Source organism: Bacillus sp. 16GRE42, assembly GCF_019837435.1.
GTDB lineage: Bacteria > Bacillota > Bacilli > Bacillales > Bacillaceae_G > Bacillus_A > Bacillus_A wiedmannii.
In genome coordinates this window covers 656,303-674,998 of the sequence record NZ_JADAXF010000002.1, presented here as the reverse complement: position 1 = coordinate 674,998, position 18,696 = coordinate 656,303, and the positions used below count along the sequence as shown (strand labels likewise).

The window sequence follows — 18,696 nt, the reverse complement described above, 5'->3', positions numbered from 1 at the left end:
TGAAAAAGTATTGTAGTAATTGCAATTATAACGATATAGAGGATGATAATAGATTGAATAATCATAGTAAAACACCTGCATGTATATATACGTATGCATTTCGCGAAGAGGAGCGTGCTTTATGTTACTTGGAAATGCGCTCGTTCTTTGGAACGGAGTCTCACGTTAATATTTTGAAAAGTGATGTCAAAATTGCCCCGAGTAGAAGTGCGTTTATTAAAGAGCGCGTTGAGGTTATGTATGAAGGAGACGACTTAGAAAGTATTTTAAAACAAGTAGAACAAATTGATTTGGCGGGGGCGTCATTTAAAGTTATCTTCGTTAAAATCAATGATCTTGGTAAAGAAAATAAAATTGAATATGGGGAAAGACGTCTCATTGAACGCGACCTCGGTATGCATATTGAAGGAGAAGCAGATGTTCGTAATCCAGAGCGTGTATTTGGGATTGTTCCTCTTGGAGGACGCTGGTACTTCGGACACTATGTAGAAAGTGAACCAGTTTGGTATCATCACATAAAAAAACCGCATAGTTATTCGACATCTCTTAGCACACGTGTTGCGAGATCAGTTGCAAATATTGCTGTACCAAATCCAGAGGGAGTACGAGCAATTGACCCGTGCTGCGGTATTGGAACAGTAGTAGTAGAAGCACTTTCTATGGGGATTAACATCGTTGGTAGAGATATTAATCCACTGGTAGTTCTTGGAACGAGAAAAAACATCGCACATTTCGGATTTGAAGGAACAGTAACAATAGGTCCAATCGAGGAAATTACTGAGAACTACGACGTTGCCATTATCGATATGCCGTACGACTTATTTACGCATGCAACACCAGAAGACCAGTTCTCCATTCTTTCAAGTGCGCACCGCATCGCTAAAAAGGTAGTCGTTGTCACGATGGAAACAATGGACGACATGATCCATGAAGCAGGATTCGAAATTACAGATCGCTGTGTTACAAGAAAAGGATCATTTATTAGACAAATTCTTGTTTGTGAATAAGAAAGGAAGGTCACCCGTTTAGGTGACCTTTTTTGTTTGATATTGATGTGTGATTGGTTGGTAGTGTAGATAGATGAATTAGCGGAATTTGTCGGTAAGTCGATATCCTATGTCGAATCGTCGATATCGTTACATTAGTATATTACTGTTCTTTTAATTTCTCTTGTTGTGCAAGTAATAAATTGCGTAAGACGTGCCCGCGGTAACTTTCTAGTTTTCGTCCTTCAAGATAGCGCACGCCTAATTTTTTTAATTCAGCTACGTACCAGCCTTTCGTTCCGTAATACATTGGATCACTTCCTTTTTGCTTTTGAACAGTATATGTTGGGGGGGGAAGTAACTTTCCATTGAAAATAATAAGCCTAGTTGTATCAAGGTGTTCCATAAAATAGTTTCCGGACCGTGTATAAAAAAATAGACAGTAGTGTATGCTTTTTTACACAATGTATACAAATTTATACCCTATGTATTGGCATGATATTTGCAATGAAAATAGTATCAACATATAGGGGAGAGATAGAAATGAAGGTTAGTAAAGTGTACACGACGATTGATGCTCATGTAGCTGGGGAACCGCTTCGAATTATTACAGGCGGAGTGCCAGAAATAAAAGGAGAAACGCAGCTAGAAAGACGCGCATATTGTATGGAACATTTGGATCATCTTCGCGAAGTTCTTATGTATGAACCGAGAGGACATCACGGTATGTACGGTTGTATCATTACTCCGCCTGCGAGTGTTCATGCTGATTTTGGCGTATTATTTATGCACAATGAAGGCTGGAGTACGATGTGTGGGCACGGCATTATCGCTGTTATTACAGTCGGAATTGAAACGGGTATGTTTGAAGTGACAGGTGAGAAACAAAAGTTCATTATTGATAGCCCTGCTGGGGAAGTGATTGCGTATGCAACATATAACGGGAGCGAAGTAGAGTCCGTATCATTTGAAAATGTCCCTTCATTTGTATACAAAAAAGACGTTCCTATTAAAATAGATGACTATGAATTTCAGGTAGATATCGCGTTTGGCGGAGCCTTTTATGCTGTCGTGGATAGTAAAGAATTTGGTTTGAAAGTTGATTTCAAAGACTTAGCTGCTATTCAAATGTGGGGCGGTAAAATTAAGCGCTACATCGAGAGCCAAATGGAAGTAAAGCACCCACTTGAAGAAGGGTTAAAAGGAATATATGGCGTTATTTTCTCAGATGAACCGAAAGGGGAAGACGCAACTTTACGAAATGTAACGATCTTCGCTGATGGGCAAGTGGACCGTTCTCCTTGCGGTACAGGAACTTCCGCAAGAATCGCAACTCTTTTTGAAAGAGAAGCCTTACAAAAGGGAGAGATTTTCGTCCATGAATGCATTACTGACGGGAAATTCGAGGGGGAAGTATTGTCGGTAACCGCAGTAGATACATATGAAGCTGTCGTTCCAAAAGTAACAGGGCATGCATTTATTACAGGATTTCATCAGTTCGTTGTAGACCCGAGAGATGATTTGAACCGGGGATTTTTGTTAGGATAGAAGATAGAAGGGGGAGATGAACAAATATGCTAGTCATAAGCGCGAACGAACAACGAAACTTAGTAAATATGAACGAAGCCATTGAATACGCGGCGCTTGCTTTAAAAGAATTTTCCGCAGAAAGAACAATCACGCCAATTCGCGGCTCATTACCATTTGCGAACGAGAAAAATACGGCATTAATTATGCCTTCAGTAGCGGAAGGACTTGAGGCACTTGGCTTAAAAGTAGTAACAGTAGTCCCTGAGAACAAAAAGATAGGAAAGAAAACGATAAACGGGATTGTTATGCTATCTGACTTTCAAACGGGAGAACCGCTCGCACTTTTAGAAGGATCCTACTTAACGATGATCCGAACAGGGGCCCTATCAGGAGTAGCGACAAAACATTTAGCTCGTCATAACGCAAAAACTTTATGCATAATCGGGACAGGCGAACAGGCGAAGGGAATTGCCGAAGCAGTATTTGCGGTGAGAGATATCGAAAAAGTCATTTTATACAATCGAACAGAAGAAAAAGCGTATGCATTCTCGCAATATATACAAGAGAAATTCAATAAACCTGCTTATGTTCACACGAATGCAAACGAAGCAATAAGCGAAGCAGACATTATCGTCACAACTACGAACGCATCCACACCAGTCTTCTCAGAAAAACTACAAAAAGGCGTCCACATAAACGCCGTCGGCTCATTCAAACCGAACATGCAAGAACTACCATCTCACGCCATCGCGGGCGCAAATAAAGTAGTAGTCGAATCAAAAGAAGCAGCACTAGAAGAAACAGGTGATCTTCAAGTTCCAGTGCGAGAAGGTTTATTCAAAGCAAGCGACATCCACGCCGAACTCGGACAAATCATAAGCGGAGAAAAAGCCGGCCGCGAAAACGATGAAGAGATTACTGTTTTTAAATCAGTTGGTTTGGCGGTAGTAGACATTATCGTTGCGAAGTATTTGTATGAGAGAGCGGTGGAGAGTGGGGTGGGGAATAGGATTGAGTTTTGAGGGACTGCCTTTTGGTGGTCTTTTATTTTGGGGATAAGTCCCTTTATTTGGCGACTTATATATTTTTGTACATGAAAGTGTGTTGAGATTGTGGTGTTCTTTTTGTTTATGATGCGTGTATGCATTTCAAATGTGATGTGTAAGGATTGCGGATAACGGATATTGTACTGTGAATGGCAGCTGGGGTACTAAATATTGGACACAACTTAGTGAGAAGTATAGGGAGTAGTGTTATTGATGTAAGAGGTAATATAAATATAAGGGATGCTAAGCAAGCTCTATTTATGGATAGAAATATGTTTAATGTATTAGCAACAGGTGTTTTTGAGTGTTGTTTTAATGTGCTTTATGCTTTTTTATGTGAATATGAAAAATTTACAGGGTACCAGTCTCCGAAATTTGAGGTTGCTTCTGCAGCTGCTATTTTAGAAAAGGTTAGTCCCTCACTTCACTCCAGCTAAAAACCTTACACCCAAAAACAAAGGGGAACTCAATTGTTCAAACTCATATAAAGTTTCAATTTTGTCTAAGCATCCATTAGGATATACAATTAATCATCTATTTTTCTTTACATAATCTCCAGATACAGTCCATATCAACTATAGATTCTTGTCTTATGCTAAATGTAATCAAAAAGCAAGTAGATAAAGATAATGACTAAAACATTAACTCTAGATACTTTTTTGATGAATATTACAAATAAACAGGAGGTAATGAAAAATGATTAAAACATTATTAGCAGGAGCACTTTTAAGTACAGGATTGGTAGCGGGAGGTGCAGTAGGTGCAGATGATGCGAAAATGGACAATTTAAAGTCAAATGAAAATAGTCCAAATCAAGTAATTACACAAAGTGCAGATGGAACAACGTCTTTCTCACAAAACTTTGATTTACCTAAAGATGCAGTGCCAGCAACTCCTAAAGGAGACGCAAAAACTGTTGAAAGAACAGAAGGTACAGGTTCTCGAGAAGGAAAAATGGTACCAACAAAAGAAGGCACAGATTCTCAGCCTGGATTTGAAATGGGAGCCCCTGAAAAACCAGAACATGCAAAAACTGTTGAAAGAACAGAAGGTACAGGTTCTCAAGAAGGAAAAATGGTACCAGCAAAAGAAGGTACAGATTCTCAATCTGGATTTGAGATGGGAGCCCCTGAAAAACCAGAACATGCAAAAACTGTTGAAAGAACAGAGGGTACAGACTCTCAAGAAGGAAAAATGGTACCAACAAAAGAGGGAAATTAAATAATATATAGTTATAGCGAAGAGCATCCAAAAGGGGTGCTCTTTTTATATTGTAGGGATTAACTCGTTTTACTCAATATAGAACTGTAGGAGGAATTGAGGCTAGAATATAGGTTACTGTCTCTTCAAATCATGGTGTTGGAAGCACTAGTTTTGGTGGTAACGTTACAACATAAACATTTTATTAGAGATTTTCTAAATTTACATACACTCTAGATGGACTACATATCAACTTCAGATACTTGTTTTATGATACAAGTAATCAAACAAAAGGAGGGCAATACAAAATGATTACAACAGTATTAACGGGGCACTCTTTTAAGTACAGGAGATTATTAACAGGTGGAGAAAATGTTGAAGATGTACAGACAGATAAGTATATTCCATATGAACAAAATGAATGGCAGCAAACTCTAGAAAAGTATGATTCGAAGAAATTTGAGTTATAAAAAGAAAATAGATAAATTGACAAGAGAAAAGCACTTTGTGTATATCACAGGTGCTTTTTATTTTCATTTTGATATAGGGCTTGAATTAAATTTTTAGACTAAAATATATACGGCAAAAAGGGGGGAGTTCATTGCACAAAGTTATTTATGGAATATTAATTTTAATTTATACTTTGTATTCATTTTTTGTAAGTGATGGAAGTGAAGTAAGGTTTATTATGGTGTTAACTATAGTACTTATCTTTTCTGTAGTTTTAGAAAAAGGAAATGCAAACAAAACCACTGATTAAAGGTCTTTTTGTTTGCATTTTTTAGTTGGCTATTAAAGTCCAGATGTTTTAGGGATAGCACCAAATTGCCATCAAGCTTAAAGAATCATTTATCCCCAAACAATAAAAATGAGCTTTTTATTACAAGTTAGCACCAAATTTCGTTTTTGGGACACTATTAAATTTTTAGTTGATGAAAACACCCGCCTAAAATAGAAAACTTTTAATCTATTATCATTTATTCCGTAGCTTTTAAGGTATTTAACACGACCTTGGTTGCGTCTGCAATAAGTTTATCATCGTATTCAGCATCTTCTTTATCATGATTAGAAAGTATAGCAAGAACAATTGGCTTTTTATTTGGTGGCCAAATAATTGCGATATCATTTCTTGTTCCGTAAGATCCCGCGCCTGTTTTATCAGCTACTTCCCATCCTTTTGGTACGCCCGCACGAATCAATTTATCTCCAGTTGTATTTCTCTTCATCCAATCTACTAATAGTTCACGTTTTTCTGTTGGAAGTGCAGTTCCTAATGTAAATGATTGAAGTGTCTTAGCTATCGCTTCTGGTGTACTGGTATCATGTGTTTCTCCTGGATGCACTTCATTTAATTCAGGTTCAAATCGTTCTGAAGTAGTAACAGTATCTCCCATTTCTCTCAAGATTTTTTCAAATTCAGAGGGCCCCCCTAACTGTTTAAGAATCAAATTATGTGCTGTGCTGTCACTATATCGAACAGAAGCATCTGCAAGTTCTTTTAACGTCATTCCTGTATCAACATGCTTTTCAGTAATTGGATTATAATTAGAAAGATCTTCATGAGTATACGTAATCCTTTGATCAAGAGCTTCTAATGAGTTCTTGCGTAAAAGAGCGCCCACAGCTAATGATTTAGATGTAGATGCAAACGCAAAACGATCATCTGAATGATAAGCAATAGTTTGATTTGTACCTGTGTCCAGTGCATAAATACCAAGCTTAGCATCATATTCTTTTTCAAGTTTAGCAAAAGATTGATTTCCTGTATTTTCTTGTTTAATTTGATTAGCTTGATTCGTTTGTTTAGGTGGTTCAGATTGAGCATTACTATTGGAACAGCCTATAAGTGATACACATGAAAGTAATACTACAGGTACAATCTTTTTGTAATGTAAAATGTTACAGAACTTGTTTAAAACGAACATAAATTTTCAACCTCTTTCAAGAATATATGGATTTTGTCTAGGTATTCTAAATACCAATGCAATTAAAGATGGCATTGGGTAACAATACTACTGCAGCTAAAATTTCACAGGTTAAAGGACATCCAAAACGTTTATATGATTGATAAGTCACGGTTTGGGTTGTTTCTTTTTTGTTTTCACTTGTAATGGTTCACCTGTGAAAGTATTACAATACATGTTTTTTATTTTTGGGAATAATAAGTCCTTTCATTTTTTTGTAATACATAAAAATAGATGTCAAACGGGATATGTTGTATCCAATCTGGACAACTCATATTAGAAATACACTTACTTATTAGACACTCTAAGTAATAAATTTGTTCCACTTTAAGATGAGGAAGAATTTGGGGTTTGTAAAATAACAATGGAACTAAGTGTTTTTTCTTCATACAAAAACCTCTACATATAAGTAGAGGTTTTTAAATTGCATATTAATGAATTATGCTTTTTTAGATAAACGAAGATAATAGAATACATAATTTTAACTAGACTTATTATTAACTAATTTATCCCCACCACCAAGCTCCGCCTCAATCTGCGAAGTCTTCGATGACTCATCCATACGCCAATACGTAATAAAACTTATCGCAATACATCCAGCTACATAAAAGTAGAATAGTGACTCCATTCCGATACTCTTTAGCCATAATGCGATGAACTCAGCTGTTCCACCAAATATCGCAACGGTTAGTGCATACGGTAAACCTACGCCAAGTGCGCGAATTTCAGTTGGGAAGAGTTCGGCTTTTACAATTGCGTTAATGGAAGTGTAACCAGTAACGATAATGAGACCGACCATCATGAGTAAAAATGCTACCATTGGTTCTGTCGTTTTTTCCATAAAGAAGAAGATCGGCGCTGTAAGTAACGTTCCGAGAATACCGAAAGCCATTAATAGTGGGCGGCGTCCAATTTTATCGGATAATAGCCCTGCAATTGGTTGAAGTACAACGAATATAAGTAGTGCGGCAAAGTTAATCCAGCTTACAACTTCTTTCGGAAGACCGACTGTGTTTACCATGAACTTTTGTAAATATGTTGTGTACGTATAGAATGCGACAGTGCCTCCTAGTGTTAGACCGACTACTGTTAATACTGCTTTCGGGTGTTTCATAAGAGCGCGAACGGTTCCTGCGCTTTCGCGGTTTTTCGATTCCATATTTGAGAACTGCTCTGATTCATCCATCGTGCGGCGAAGCCATAATACAGCTACTGCGCCCATCGCTCCAATAATGAATGGAATGCGCCAGCCCCAAGATTTCATATCTGGTTCGCTTAGTAATTGCTGAAGAACAATTTGAACGCCTAACGCAACCATTTGCCCAGCAACGAGCGTTACATATTGGAAGCTTGAATAAAAGCCACGGCGACCACTACTAGCCATTTCAGATAAATATGTTGCGGAAGTTCCGTACTCTCCGCCAAGCGATAATCCTTGAAGTAAACGGGCAAGAACTAAAATAATTGGTGCCATGATCCCGATGCTTTCGTAACTAGGTGTACAGGCGATAATTAAAGAACCACCGGCCATAACCGTAATAGAAAGCGTTAATGCTGCCCGGCGTCCATGTCGATCTGCATAGCGTCCCATTAATAAACTTCCGATAGGACGCATTAAAAATCCAACTGCGAAAATAGCCGCAGTGTTCAGTAACTGACTCGTTGGATCTCCTTTAGGAAAGAACTCTGCTGAGAAGTAAACAGCGAAAGCAGAGTAAACGTACCAGTCGTACCATTCAATTAAATTGCCGACTGAACCTTTGAAAATATTTCCGGCGACTCGATTTGATTTTGCTTGAGCCATAATCATTCCTCCTCTTGCTTAGAAATAAAAGTAAAATATGAAAGCGTTTTTATTGTAGTTGAATTGTACTGTCTATAGAATGGAATCTCAATATTATGACAATTTTATTCTTTTTGTACTTTATGTACATGGAGAGTTTTAATAGTTGCTTCATTATTAGTTTTGTCATAATAATAGAAAAAGGAGATTGATAGTTTAGAATATTTTATCAAAGGATATGAAGCATGAAGAAATCACGCAAAGTGTCATTACAAACAAAAATAGTAAGCTTAATTATTACGTTAATTTTATTTGTCGTTCTCCTATTAGCGGGAATATTTGTGTACATTCAGTCCGTTGATACAAAGCGCCAAGTGGAACAGTTAGCACTGCAGACAGCTAAATCTCTTTCTTTTATGCCAGCTATAAAAGATGCGTTTCAAAATAACGAGCATAAAAGTACGATCCAATCCATTGCGGAACAAGTTCGTGAGCAAGCTAGTGCAGATTATGTCATTATAGAAGATCGCTTTGGGGTTATGTATTCCCATTCTAATTCGGAGTTAATTGGCACAAAGAGTAACAATCCATATAACTATGAAGCACTTACTTTTGGAGGCTATTATACGCTTGAAGGAAATGGTGAAAGTGGTCCTGCTTTAATGGCGAAGGCGCCCATTATTGTTCATAACGGAGACTACGATCAAGTCTTAGGTGTTGTGACAGTAGAGTTTTTAATAAAAGGTATTGAATCTAACATACTGAGCAGAACGAAAGAAATTATACTCTTTTCTTTAGCTGTATTATTAGCCGGCATTGTTGGTGGCATTCTTTTAGCACGTAGCATTCGGAAAGATACACTCGGTTTAGAACCGAATGAAATCGCAGCGCTATACCGGGAACGAAGTGCGATATTACTATCTATAAAAGAAGGAATTATCGCCATTGATCAAAACGGTTTTATTACGATGATGAACACTTCGGCAGAAGAGATGCTTCATGTAAATGGTGATTATATGCAGCAGCACATTTCAAAAGTTTTACCGGAATTTAATATGGAAAGAGTGCTAGAAAACGATCAAGAAATCGCGTTTCAAGATAAAGTGTTTATTTTAAACATGACACCAATACTCGAAAATAACAGTACTGTAGGCGGTGTATGTAGTTTTAGAGATAAAACAGAACTGCAAAACTTAGTGAATACAATATCTGAGGTAAGAAAGTATTCGGAGGACTTACGCGCTCAAACACATGAATTTACAAATAAGCTTTTCGTCTTATCGGGATTACTTCAGTTAGGACATTACAAAGAAGCGATTGAATTTATCCAGCAAGAATCTAATATTCATCAAAGCCAAAACCATATTTTATTCCATCAAATTCATGATGCGAAAGTACAAGCTATTTTATTAGGGAAAATCGGAACGGCATCTGAGAAGAAAATCGATTTTCATATTGAAGAAGATAGTGCGCTTCATCCGTTACCAGACCATATAAAAGTTTCGCACCTTATTACGATCCTTGGAAATATAATCGACAATGCGTTTGATACGGTGAGTGAGCAAGAGGAAAAGAATGTTTCCTTCTTTGTGACGGATATTGGGCACGATATTGTGTTTGAAGTGATAGATAGTGGAGCAGGGATACCAGCTGAAAAAATCACGACCATTTTTCAAAAAGGATTTTCAACGAAAGGAAATGATCGTGGTTACGGACTAGCAAACGTAAAAGAAATGGTAGATCTACTAGGGGGAACAATTGAAATTCAAAACGAGAAAAACGGGGGAGCTATTTTTACAATTTACCTTCCGAAAACATTGAGAGAAAGTACAAGACAAACAGGGGGATGGGTATATGTTGAAGGTTGCCATTGCAGAAGATGATTTCCGCGTCGCGCAAATTCAGGAAGAGTTTTTATTAAAAATAAAGGACGTAAAAGTGATTGGAAAAGCATTGAACGCGAAAGAAACGATGGAACTACTACAAGGGGAAGAAATCGATTTACTTCTATTAGATAATTATTTACCAGACGGAATCGGCACAGACTTATTGCCGAAAATCCATGCTGATTTTCCAAACGTTGATGTCATTATGGTTACTGCGGCAAATGAAAACCATATGTTAGAAAAAGCAATTCGAAACGGCGTAAGCAACTACCTTATAAAACCGGTCACGTTAGAAAAATTCGTTCGCACAATTGAAGACTATAAAAGAAAGAAACAATTATTACATAGTAACAATGAAGTGAATCAAACACTCATTGATAACTTCTTCGGCATTTCGCAAACACAAGACATGAAAAACTTACCGACAGGTGTCGATCCGTTAACATTGCAAAAAGTGAAAGGGATTATAAAAGGATTCGAAGCGGGCATTACAATAGAAGAAATGGGAGAACAAATGGGTGCCTCCAGAACAACCGCAAGAAGATACTTAGAATATTTAGTAGCGATAAACGAATGCACAGTAGAGTACACATACGGCATTATCGGACGACCAGAACGAAAATATCGCATAGGACGAGGACTATGAAAAAACGATTATTACTATGTATATGGATCATGACAGGAGTAATAGCTGGTTGTTCCGTAGAGAAAACCCACACGAATAAAGTGAAAATAGAAGAAGTAGAAATCGTTGCACCAAACGTTCAAGGAGCAGGATGGGACTTAACGGCGCGAGCGATGCAAAAAACGCTAACAGAAGAAAAAATCTTCACGAAACCAATCACTGTCACAAACAAAGTAGGTGGTAGCGGTGACGTCGGATGGAAATATATGAAACAAAAAGGTGGTCACGTACTGGCGATTAACTCAAGCTTACTCATAACGAACAACCTACTAGGCCACAGTAAACTGACATATAAAGACTTCACACCGCTCGCAACACTTGCGTCAGACTGGGAAGTCGTTGTCGTATCAAACGAATCAAACATAGAAAACGCAAAACAACTAATGGAACAACTAAAACAAAACAAGGAAAACTTCAAAATCGGTGTTGCCCCCGGCCTAGGAAACGACGATCACCTATCCTTCGTACAAGTAAGCAAAGCATTCGACATAAACCCTGCCGAACTACAATTTTTTGTCTACGAAAACAAAGAAAAAATCATAAACGCCCTAACGAACAAACAAATCAGCGCCGCAACCATGACCCTATCCGAAGCCGAAAAGCAATACAAAGCCGGCAAAATAGAAATACTAGCCGTATCCGCACCAAAACGGCTAGACCGCCTACCAGAAATCCCAACATGGAAAGAACAAGGAATCAACGTCATATTCCAGCACTGGAAAGGAATTATGGGCCCGAAAGATATGACAGAGGAAGAGGTTGCGTATTGGGATAGTGTTATTAAGAAGATGGTGGAGAGTGATAGTTGGAAGGGGGTTTTGAGGGAGCGGGGTTGGAATTCTTATTATAAGGATAGTGGGGAGAGTAGGGGGTTTTTGGAGGAATGTGATTTTAGGTATGAGGAAATGGTGAAAAAAGGGGCTTAAGAGGGAAGTATTCAATCAGGCTTTATTTTTGTAGTTACTTCTATATAATATAAAAGAGATGAGAGTGTTAGGCTAATTGCATTAAAAGGCTAGATAGGGATAGATAAAATCTAGCTTACTGATTAAAAATATATTAGTCGTTAAAAGATATAAAAGGCATTTTTCAGTCTATAAAGTGTGGAACCATAAAGTATAAAGTTTCTGTGAGATTTAAGGAGGAAATAATGAAGAAAAATATTTATGTTGTTGGAGCAGTAATTGTTCAAGATGAGAAAATTTTATGTGCACAAAGAGGACCATCTAAATCGCTACCTCTTATGTGGGAATTTCCAGGTGGGAAAATAGAAGAGGGGGAAACACCTCAAGAGGCGTTAAAGCGTGAAATTGATGAAGAAATGCATTGTAGCGTGCAGATTGGTGAGCAAATTGATTATACAGCCTATGAGTATGATTTTGGTATTGTTCATTTGAAAACTTTTTATTGTAAGCTTGTTGAAGGAAGTCCGGTTTTAACTGAGCATGTAGCAATTAAATGGTTATATCCAAATGAACTAGCAGCTTTAGAGTGGGCACCTGCGGATATCCCAACTATTGAGAAGTTATCAAAAGAATCGCTTGTAAAGTAATTTGATAAAAAACTATCCGGTTTATGCGGATGGTTTTTTATATTGTAATTGCACTTTAAATCAGTGAGTAATACAATTAATATAAAAAATTGTCATAAATGGTGATCATATGGAGAATTTTATTCAAAAATTAGAGGGGTCTTTATATAAAGGGTTTATTGATCAAAAACATAGTCATCCCGGAATATATAAGCCTAAATTATTAGTAAACAATACGAAAAAAAATGAAAATGTTTTAAGCTCATTGTTGGAGGAGCTAGAAAATAGTACATCCTTTATTTTCTCAGTAGCTTTTATTACGGAAAGTGGACTGGCGACTTTAAAATCGCATTTCCTTGATCTTAAACAAAGAGGGGTTAAAGGACGTATATTAACATCTACATTCTTAAATTTTAATACACCAAAAGTGTTTAGAGAGTTAATGAAACTTGAAAATGTAGAAGTGAGATTAACAAATTTATCTGGTTTTCATTCAAAGGGATACATATTTGATAACAAAACACATTGTTCATTAATTGTCGGTAGTTCAAATCTGACTGCGCATGCTTTGAAGGTAAATTATGAATGGAATGTTAAGTTAACATCGCATGAAGATGGAGAGATAGTACAGCATTTTAAAAATCAATTTGAAGAAGTCTGGGAACATTCTCAAGTATTAACTGAAGAGTTGATAGTGAATTATGAAACAATATATGAGCAAGTTGCAGAAAATAAGTTACTAGATCGAGTTATAGAATTACCTGGTCAATATCATAATTCAATTGAAGAAGCGTTGAAAATTACTCCAAATAAAATGCAACAAGCTGCGTTAAAAGAAATACAAGCTATTCGAGACGCTGGAAAAGAAAAAGGATTAGTTATTTCTGCAACAGGAACGGGAAAGACATATCTTTCAGCATTTGATGTCAGAAATTTTGCACCTAAACGGATGCTATTTATTGTTCATCGAGAGCAAATATTAAATAAAGCGAAATCAGATTTTCAAAAAGTTCTTGGTGGAGCAGATGAGGATTTTGGAATTTTATCAGGATCAAATAAGCAAATGAATGCTAAATATTTATTTGCGACGATCCAAACCATTTCAAAAGAGGAAACTTTGCATCAATTTGATCCTGGGGTATTCGATTATATTTTAATAGATGAAGTTCATAAAGCAGGTGCTAGTTCTTATCATAGAGTTATTCATTATTTTAAACCAAAATTTTTAATGGGAATGACCGCTACACCTGAACGTACAGATAATTTTAATATTTATGAGCTATTTGATTATAATATTGCTTATGAAATTCGTTTGCAAGAAGCACTTGAAGAAGATATGCTTTGTCCTTTCCATTATTTTGGAGTAACTGATTTTGAATATAATGGTGAAAAGATAGATGACACTGTAGTTTTATCTAAACTTGTTACAGAAGAACGAGTAGATCATATAGTTGAAAAAGTAAAATACTATGGTTTTTCTGGTGAAAAGATAACCGGATTAATGTTTTGCAGCCGAAAAGATGAGGCTGAACAATTATCACATGCTTTAAATAATAAAGGTTTTCGCACATTTGCATTAAATAGCGATCATTCCCAACAGGAAAGAGAACTGCGTGTGAACCAATTAGAAAATGGAATACTTGATTATATTTTAACAGTAGATATTTTTAATGAAGGAATTGATATTCCAAGTGTGAACCAAGTTGTTATGTTGAGACAAACTCAATCAAGTATTATTTTTATACAGCAACTGGGGCGTGGACTTCGAAAACACGATTCGAAAGATTTTGTTACGATCATTGATTTTATTGGTAATTATAAAAACAACTATTTAATTCCGATTGCCCTTTCAGGAGATAGATCACAAAATAAAGATAATATACGCAGATATACAAATGACACGAGTTATATTAAAGGTATTTCAACAGTTAACTTTGAAGAGATAGCGAAAAAACAAATCTTTAAAGCGATTAATAATAGTAATTTAACAGCAATGAAAGTATTGAAGGAAGCTTTTGCTGAGTTGAAAAATAGAATAGGGAGAATTCCATATCTATATGACTTTATAGTAAACCATTCTATTGATCCAGTTGTACTTGTGGAAGGGTATTCGAACTATTATCAGTTCCTATTGAAAATGAAAGAAGATGTCCCTGCATTAACAGAGTACGAAAATAAAGTTTTAACGATGTTTTCATTGGAAGTATTGAACGGAAAACGTAAAAACGAAATTGTTTTATTAGAATTGTTACTAAAGCAAGAAAAAGTTGATAAAGATGAGTATATAAAACAACTTGAAAAATTTAATTGCTTAGCAGATGATGATACGATTACGTCTGTGCAGCGGGTTTTTGAGTTATCATTTTTCACACAGAATAACCAGAAAAAATATGGTGAAAAGCCAATTCTCGTATTGCAAGAAGATAATACGTACATGTTTAATGATCTAATCCGAGAAAGTTTAGAAAAGAATGAATACTTCAAGTATATGGTAATGGACATCATTAAAAGTGCGAAAGAAAAGAACAAAAACTATGAGTGTGATAGTAACCTTACTATATATAAAAAATACTCAAGAAAAGATGCATGTAAACTTTTAAATTGGCACATTGATGAGACTTCAACTATGTATGGCTATAAAACCAAATACTCTACTTGCCCAATATTTGTCACATATCATAAAAACGATGAGGTAGAATCCAGTGTGAACTACGGTGATGAATTCCTTAATCAAGATGTTCTTAAATGGTATACAAGAAGTAATAGAACATTAAAGTCAAAGGAAGTTCAAACAATTATTGATGCTAAAGAAAATAATATTGATGTCCATATTTTTGTGAAAAAAGATGATGACGAGGGAAGCGACTTTTACTATTTAGGAAAAGCGAGACCTGATAAAGCAAGTGTAGAACAAACTGAAATGCAAGATAAAAGTGGAAAAAAACTACCGGTTGTTACGATGAATATGATTATGGAGAAACCAGTTGATAATAAGCTCTATGATTATATAAAGGATGGTAATGTTTTGTAGGTAGATTTGATTTTTAATACCTTTATGCCCCTAAAATGATTAAAGGGATAGTAGTATTAGTAGATAAGATAAGGCTGTATCAAAATGACATCGTAGTATGTTTTTGATACAGCCTTATTTATTGGATTAAAATGTATTGTTTAAGTAGCTATCGCATGCAAACAGAAAGAAAAGCACTAAATCTTATATGGTATAATTAGAGAATTAAAACCCTGATCCTGGAGGAATTTAAATGCCAATCTACAACAAATTAGTAAGAAATCGCATACCAGAAATTATCGAGAATAACAGGAAAACATTTACAACTAGAATACTAGATGAAAAAGAATATATAGAAGAAGTGAGCAAGAAAACACAAGAGGAGTTAGCTGAGTATTTAGAAGCCGAAAGTAAAGAGCATAAAGTAGAGGAATTAGCGGATCTGTTAGAGCTAGTGAATGCATTAGCTCAATATGAAGGTGTGACGTTAGAAGATGTGGAGAAAGTGCGTAAACAAAAAGCAGAAAAACGCGGTGGTTTTCAGGAGAGAATTTTTTTAGTTGAGGTACATGATGACTAATGTTCAGCTTGTTACGAATAATTTAATCCATAAGTTAGAGCGATATATGGATGATGCAAAATCGATTTACATTTTAACTTCGTTTGTTATGAAATCGGGGGTAAATGTGTTAGCCCCTCTCTTGAGGGTAGCAGCAGAAAAAAATGTGGATATTAAGATTTGTACAGGAGATTATTTGTATATTACACAGCCAGATGCTTTAGAGAAATTGTATCAAATTCATCCTGACATTGAGATTCGATTATGGAAGAGTGCGGGGAAATCATTTCATCCGAAGGCTTATTTATTTGAGCGTGAGAGCGATGGGGTTATGATTGTTGGTTCTTCTAATATGTCTCGTTCTGCATTAACAAGTGGTGTGGAGTGGAGTTTGCTTGTAAAAGAGAGTGTTGGAGAGGAAGCTTTTTCAGAGGCAATTGATCAATTTTTACATATTCATATGAATGAAGCAACTCAGTCTATTAATGTAGAAACAATTAAACAATATCGTAAAGAGTACGAAGGATTTCATACAACTCATTCGAATTTGATCCGAACTTGGACAAAGCAAGAAGAGATTGAAATGATGATGCCGTCTGGACAAGAGGATTATTCTGCGAGTTCAGGAGTAGAAGTTGAATTAGAGGAATCTGCTGTATATGAAACTAAGATTGCGCCACGCTTTGCACAAATCCCTGCGTTAGAACAATTAGAGAATGTACTGGAAGAAGGATACAACAAAGCGATGGTTGTTATGGCGACAGGGCTTGGCAAAACGTATTTAGCGGCTTTCTTTACGGGACGTTTTAAACGAGTTCTATTTATTGCACATTTAGAAGAAATATTAAATCAGGCAGAAAGGTCTTTTCTGCGTGTAATCGATAATAAGACTACAGGAATTTATAATGGAAAGAAAAAAGAGGGCGAGAAGGATGTTGTTTTTGCATCTATTCAAACGTTGAGTAGAAAGCGCCATTTAGAAAACTTCTCTCCTAATGATTTTGACCTTATTATTGTAGACGAGCTCCACCATGCGGCAGCAAATAGTTATCAAAGAGTACTAGATTATTTTAAACCTAATTTTTTATTGGGAATAACGGCAACACCAGATCGTAATGACTTTCGAGATATTTATTCAATTTGTGATGGGAATGTTGCATACCGTATTGATTTTATGGAGGCGATTCAACGTGGGTGGTTATCTCCGTTTCGTTATTATGGAGTACATGATGAGACTGATTATTCGCAAATACGTTGGATAGGTAATAAGTATGATCGTGAGGAACTTGCACAAGTTCAGTTAAGAGAGGAACTAGCCTTAAACATTTTAGAGGCTTGGAAGAAATATAAGAAAACGAGAACTATTGTCTTCTGTTCAAGTATTAGGCAAGCAGTCTTTTTATCTACATACTTTAATGAGAATGGATATAATACAATCTCGCTTCATTCGGAAACAAAAGATATTTCGAGAGAAGATGCAATTAAACGGCCGGATAGTAATGAGCTAGATGCTATTTTCACAGTAGATTTATTTAATGAAGGTGTTGATATTCCATCTGTTGATACACTTTTATTTGTGCGTCCGACAGAATCATTAACGATTTTTACACAGCAAATTGGTCGTGGATTACGATTACATGAACAAAAAGAGTCCTGCGTTGTAATAGATTTAATTGCTAATTACCGAAATGCAGATATAAAAATGCAAATGCTTCGAGTTGATGATGGAAAGACAAGAGGAAACGGCACACAAAACATATTGCCAGCTGGATGTACAGTAGAGTTTGAATTGGAAGCAAAGCAGTTATTAGATGAATTGATGAAAAAGAAAATGCCGAGAAAAGAAAAACTGCAGCATAGCTATCAAACTGTAAAAATGGATCTTGGACGTAGACCGACATATTTAGAACTACATAAGCTTGGTACAGAAGAAAGTAAAGAATATCGCCAAGAGTTTAAATCATATGTCGGCTTTTTAGCATGGAATGATGAACTAACAGCACAGGAAAAAGCAGTATTTTTACATTATGAAGCGTGGTTACAAGAAGTTGAAAAGACAGGAATGGCAAAAAGCTATAAAATGCTGTTACTGTTAGCGATGTTACAACGCGGGAAAGAGAGCTGGTACCATCCTATTTCACCAGGAGAAGTTGCACCATCCTTCCATCAGTTTTTAATGGAAAAAGAATACCGTAAGCGAATTGATTTTAGTGATAAGCAGGCACAGCGTATGTGGGATTATGATGAAGAAAAAGTTAGTAAATTAATTACTACAATGCCAATGACAAAGTGGAGCGATAGTTCGAAAGGTTTACTATCATTTGATGAAAACTCATTTTCTCTAAATATGGATATTCGAAAAGCAGACGAAGAACTTTTATTTGAATGGACGAAAGAGATATGTGAGTATCGTCTTCATACATATTTTGAAAGAAGGACAGCAACGTTGAAGTAGGCGTTGCTGTTTTATTAACTGATAAAATCTAAATAATATGGATGGCACTGTTTTTTCGAAA

Annotated in this window: 17 protein-coding genes; 14 read left to right on the top strand and 3 right to left on the bottom strand. The window is 36.1% G+C overall.

The annotated features are described in order from the left end of the window. Positions 1-53 precede the first annotated feature (53 nt). Complete coding sequence (locus tag ILS93_RS15830; protein WP_222660836.1) at positions 54-1,007, top strand: TRM11 family SAM-dependent methyltransferase; 954 nt, start codon at positions 54-56, stop codon at positions 1,005-1,007. 142 nt (positions 1,008-1,149) lie between these two features. On the opposite strand, the gene ILS93_RS15825 is transcribed toward ILS93_RS15830, so the two are convergent. Next, entirely contained in the window at positions 1,150-1,392 is a 243-nt protein-coding gene (locus tag ILS93_RS15825) for a YflJ family protein (RefSeq protein ID WP_098275409.1), read from the bottom strand. An 89-nt stretch (positions 1,393-1,481) separates the two neighbouring features. On the opposite strand from ILS93_RS15825, the gene ILS93_RS15820 reads away from it, so the two are divergent. From ILS93_RS15820 to ILS93_RS15795, 6 genes are all read left to right on the top strand, one after another. After that, positions 1,482-2,534, top strand: coding sequence for a proline racemase family protein (locus ILS93_RS15820; protein WP_141669094.1), 1,053 nt, complete (start codon positions 1,482-1,484; stop codon positions 2,532-2,534). A 26-nt stretch (positions 2,535-2,560) separates the two neighbouring features. Next, a complete protein-coding gene (locus tag ILS93_RS15815; RefSeq protein ID WP_222660833.1) occupies positions 2,561-3,538 on the top strand; it encodes an ornithine cyclodeaminase family protein in 978 nt (325 codons plus the stop codon). A 173-nt stretch (positions 3,539-3,711) separates the two neighbouring features. Further along, positions 3,712-3,999: a hypothetical protein gene (locus ILS93_RS15810; protein ID WP_098537929.1), complete on the top strand. Its 288-nt coding sequence runs from the start codon at positions 3,712-3,714 to the stop codon at positions 3,997-3,999. Between the two features lie 259 nt (positions 4,000-4,258). Beyond that, a complete protein-coding gene (locus ILS93_RS15805; protein ID WP_088047923.1) occupies positions 4,259-4,783 on the top strand; it encodes a hypothetical protein in 525 nt (174 codons plus the stop codon). 287 nt (positions 4,784-5,070) lie between these two features. Next, entirely contained in the window at positions 5,071-5,232 is a 162-nt protein-coding gene (locus ILS93_RS15800; RefSeq protein ID WP_162937125.1) for a hypothetical protein, read from the top strand. A 131-nt stretch (positions 5,233-5,363) separates the two neighbouring features. Next, positions 5,364-5,522, top strand: a complete 159-nt coding sequence (locus ILS93_RS15795) for a hypothetical protein (RefSeq protein ID WP_002087303.1) — start codon at positions 5,364-5,366, stop codon at positions 5,520-5,522. 217 nt (positions 5,523-5,739) lie between these two features. On the opposite strand, the gene blaIII is transcribed toward ILS93_RS15795, so the two are convergent. Together blaIII and ILS93_RS15785 are read right to left on the bottom strand one after the other, a co-directional pair. Next, positions 5,740-6,687 (bottom strand): class A beta-lactamase BlaIII, encoded by a 948-nt coding sequence (gene blaIII, locus ILS93_RS15790; protein WP_098537928.1) that lies wholly within the window; start codon positions 6,685-6,687, stop codon positions 5,740-5,742. A gap of 520 nt (positions 6,688-7,207) precedes the next feature. Further along, positions 7,208-8,530 (bottom strand): MFS transporter, encoded by a 1,323-nt coding sequence (locus ILS93_RS15785; RefSeq protein ID WP_222660831.1) that lies wholly within the window; start codon positions 8,528-8,530, stop codon positions 7,208-7,210. Between the two features lie 224 nt (positions 8,531-8,754). Here ILS93_RS15785 and ILS93_RS15780 point away from each other — a divergent pair, with 224 nt between their 5' ends. The 7 genes from ILS93_RS15780 (at position 8,755) to ILS93_RS15750 (ending at position 18,635) form a co-directional block, all read left to right on the top strand. Beyond that, positions 8,755-10,392, top strand: a complete 1,638-nt coding sequence (locus tag ILS93_RS15780) for an ATP-binding protein (protein WP_222660829.1) — start codon at positions 8,755-8,757, stop codon at positions 10,390-10,392. Further along, a complete protein-coding gene (locus tag ILS93_RS15775; RefSeq protein ID WP_064473743.1) occupies positions 10,364-11,041 on the top strand; it encodes a response regulator in 678 nt (225 codons plus the stop codon). Before ILS93_RS15780 ends, ILS93_RS15775 begins: the two co-directional genes overlap by 29 nt. Then, positions 11,038-12,006 (top strand): tripartite tricarboxylate transporter substrate binding protein, encoded by a 969-nt coding sequence (locus ILS93_RS15770; protein ID WP_222660910.1) that lies wholly within the window; start codon positions 11,038-11,040, stop codon positions 12,004-12,006. Before ILS93_RS15775 ends, ILS93_RS15770 begins: the two co-directional genes overlap by 4 nt. Before the next feature lie 224 nt (positions 12,007-12,230). After that, positions 12,231-12,632: a (deoxy)nucleoside triphosphate pyrophosphohydrolase gene (locus tag ILS93_RS15765; protein WP_000739609.1), complete on the top strand. Its 402-nt coding sequence runs from the start codon at positions 12,231-12,233 to the stop codon at positions 12,630-12,632. 109 nt (positions 12,633-12,741) lie between these two features. Continuing rightward, the gene (locus ILS93_RS15760) at positions 12,742-15,642 is read left to right on the top strand and encodes a DEAD/DEAH box helicase (RefSeq protein WP_088047917.1); all 2,901 of its coding nucleotides are present in this window, start codon (positions 12,742-12,744) and stop codon (positions 15,640-15,642) included. A gap of 232 nt (positions 15,643-15,874) precedes the next feature. Next, complete coding sequence (locus ILS93_RS15755) at positions 15,875-16,201, top strand: nucleoside triphosphate pyrophosphohydrolase (protein WP_222660827.1); 327 nt, start codon at positions 15,875-15,877, stop codon at positions 16,199-16,201. Continuing rightward, a complete protein-coding gene (locus tag ILS93_RS15750) occupies positions 16,194-18,635 on the top strand; it encodes a DEAD/DEAH box helicase family protein (protein WP_222660908.1) in 2,442 nt (813 codons plus the stop codon). Before ILS93_RS15755 ends, ILS93_RS15750 begins: the two co-directional genes overlap by 8 nt. Positions 18,636-18,696 lie beyond the last annotated feature (61 nt).

Coding starts and splice junctions, on each gene's coding strand:
- ILS93_RS15760 (WP_088047917.1), top strand. CDS start 12,742: ATGGAGAATTTTATTCAAAAATTAGAGGGGTCTTTATATAAAGGGTTT.
- ILS93_RS15750 (WP_222660908.1), top strand. CDS start 16,194: ATGACTAATGTTCAGCTTGTTACGAATAATTTAATCCATAAGTTAGAG.
- ILS93_RS15785 (WP_222660831.1), bottom strand. CDS start 8,530: ATGGCTCAAGCAAAATCAAATCGAGTCGCCGGAAATATTTTCAAAGGT.
- ILS93_RS15805 (WP_088047923.1), top strand. CDS start 4,259: ATGATTAAAACATTATTAGCAGGAGCACTTTTAAGTACAGGATTGGTA.
- ILS93_RS15770 (WP_222660910.1), top strand. CDS start 11,038: ATGAAAAAACGATTATTACTATGTATATGGATCATGACAGGAGTAATA.
- ILS93_RS15800 (WP_162937125.1), top strand. CDS start 5,071: ATGATTACAACAGTATTAACGGGGCACTCTTTTAAGTACAGGAGATTA.
- ILS93_RS15820 (WP_141669094.1), top strand. CDS start 1,482: ATGATATTTGCAATGAAAATAGTATCAACATATAGGGGAGAGATAGAA.
- ILS93_RS15755 (WP_222660827.1), top strand. CDS start 15,875: ATGCCAATCTACAACAAATTAGTAAGAAATCGCATACCAGAAATTATC.
- blaIII (WP_098537928.1), bottom strand. CDS start 6,687: ATGTTCGTTTTAAACAAGTTCTGTAACATTTTACATTACAAAAAGATT.
- ILS93_RS15765 (WP_000739609.1), top strand. CDS start 12,231: ATGAAGAAAAATATTTATGTTGTTGGAGCAGTAATTGTTCAAGATGAG.
- ILS93_RS15780 (WP_222660829.1), top strand. CDS start 8,755: ATGAAGAAATCACGCAAAGTGTCATTACAAACAAAAATAGTAAGCTTA.
- ILS93_RS15810 (WP_098537929.1), top strand. CDS start 3,712: ATGGCAGCTGGGGTACTAAATATTGGACACAACTTAGTGAGAAGTATA.
- ILS93_RS15775 (WP_064473743.1), top strand. CDS start 10,364: ATGTTGAAGGTTGCCATTGCAGAAGATGATTTCCGCGTCGCGCAAATT.
- ILS93_RS15815 (WP_222660833.1), top strand. CDS start 2,561: ATGCTAGTCATAAGCGCGAACGAACAACGAAACTTAGTAAATATGAAC.
- ILS93_RS15825 (WP_098275409.1), bottom strand. CDS start 1,392: ATGGAACACCTTGATACAACTAGGCTTATTATTTTCAATGGAAAGTTA.